Raw genomic sequence first — 1714 nt, 5'->3', positions numbered from 1 at the left:
GGCGGCGCCGTCGCCCGCCGGGCCCGTCTGCGCTCCAACTCCTGCCCCAGCACGCCCGCCACGGACATCGTCAGCCCCGAGGCGGTGGACAGGAACGCCGCGAACGCGCCCGCGGTCAGCAGCGTGCCCAAAATGGCCGCGGCCGGACCGCCGCCGAGCAGCCGGTCGGGCAGGAGCAGCAGCGTGGCGTCCGTGCGGCCGGTCATGAGGAGTTCGGGGGTGTAGAGGCGGCCGAGGGCGCCGTAGAGCGGCGGCAGCAGGTAGAAGGCGGCCAGCAGCCACAGCACGGTCCAGGTGGTGCGGCGGGCGGCCGGGCCGTCGGGGTTGGTGTAGAAGCGGACGATGACGTGCGGCAGCCCCATGGTGCCCAGCAGGGTGGCGATGAGGAGCGAGTACGTGCCGTAGCCGGGGTGCTCCGTACCGGACAGCGGGCGCGTCCAGTTGAGGCCGTCGACGGGCTCCTCGTCCACCGGGTGCGGCACGTCGGCGCCGGCGGGGAACCGCACCCGGGTCTCCGCGCCGATCGCGTGCACGCCGGGGCCGATGCGCACGCGCTCGCCGTCCAGCCGCTCGCCGTCGAGCCGGCCGTGCACCGTGACCCGTACCGGATCCTCGACGCGTACGTCGACCGCCTGGTGCACGGTCACCGTCGTCGTGTCGCGGAACCGCGGCGGCTCGTCGGCATCCGGCCACGGCGCGCCGTCCGCGCGCCAGGCCAGCAGCAGGAAGATCACCGGCACCGCGAGCGCCGTCAGCTTCAGCCAGTACTGGAACGCCTGCACCGCCGTGACGCTGCGCATGCCGCCGGAGGCGACGGTCGTCATCACCACCGCCGCGACGGCCACCGGGCCGACCCACAGCGGGGCACCGGTGACCGTGCGCAGCGTCAGCCCCGCGCCCTGGAGTTGGGGCAGCAGGTAGAGCCAGCCGATGAGGACGACGAGCACCGAGGCGAGCTGCCGCACCCGCTTCGACTGCAGCCGGGCCTCGGCGAAGTCCGGGACGGTGTACGCCCCGGAGCGGCGCATCGGCGCGGCCACGAAGGCGAGGAGGACCAGATAGCCGGCGGTGTAGCCGACGCCGTACCAGAGCATGTCGGCGCCGTACGCGAGGACGAGGCCGGCGATCCCGAGGAAGGACGCGGCCGACAGGTACTCGCCGCCGATGGCGGAGGCGTTCTGCAGCGGCGTCACCGCGCGGGAGGCGACGTAGAAGTCGGAGGTGGCGCGGCCGGGGCGCAGCCCGTACACGCCGAAGAGGGCCGTGGCGACGCAGACGACGGCCACGGCGACGGCGGGTTGGACGGTGTTCACGTGCTGTGCCCTGTCACGACCGCGGTCACGACCGCTCGACCAGGTCCGCGAACTCGGCCTCGTTCTTGCGCGCCTGGCGCTGGTACACCCACGCCAGCGCGAGGATCACCGGGTGCACCGCGACGCCGATCACCAGCCAGGGCACGGGCACGCCGGCCAGCGTGGTGTCGCGCACGCTCGGCACCGTCGCCAGCAGCACCGGCAGGACGCCGAGCACCGCGCCCAGGGCGCCGACGACGAGAGCGGCGAGGCGGAGCTGGGTGCGCATCAGGGAGCGGAGGTAGACGTCGCCCAGCGGGGTCTGCCGGCCCAGGTCGTCGGCGACCAGGGCGCGGCTGCCCGGCAGGGGCTGGGAGCTGCGGGCGGCGAGGGTGCGGGGGTGCGCGACGGTCACGCGGGGC

The 1714-nt window shown here is 74.9% G+C and carries 1 protein-coding gene and 1 pseudogene; both read right to left on the bottom strand.

The features are described 5' to 3' along the window. Positions 1-1313 (bottom strand): sodium/solute symporter (locus H5J30_RS31435; RefSeq protein WP_181790954.1); only part of this gene is annotated, 1313 nt, incomplete at its 3' end. 25 nt (positions 1314-1338) lie between these two features. Beyond that, positions 1339-1714, bottom strand: a pseudogene (locus H5J30_RS31430) (TMEM43 family protein); the annotation flags it as partial.

This window comes from Streptomyces phytophilus (assembly GCF_013870535.1).
Taxonomy (GTDB): Bacteria; Actinomycetota; Actinomycetes; order Streptomycetales; family Streptomycetaceae; genus Streptomyces; species Streptomyces phytophilus.
This window is presented reverse-complemented; position numbering and strand designations above follow the sequence as displayed.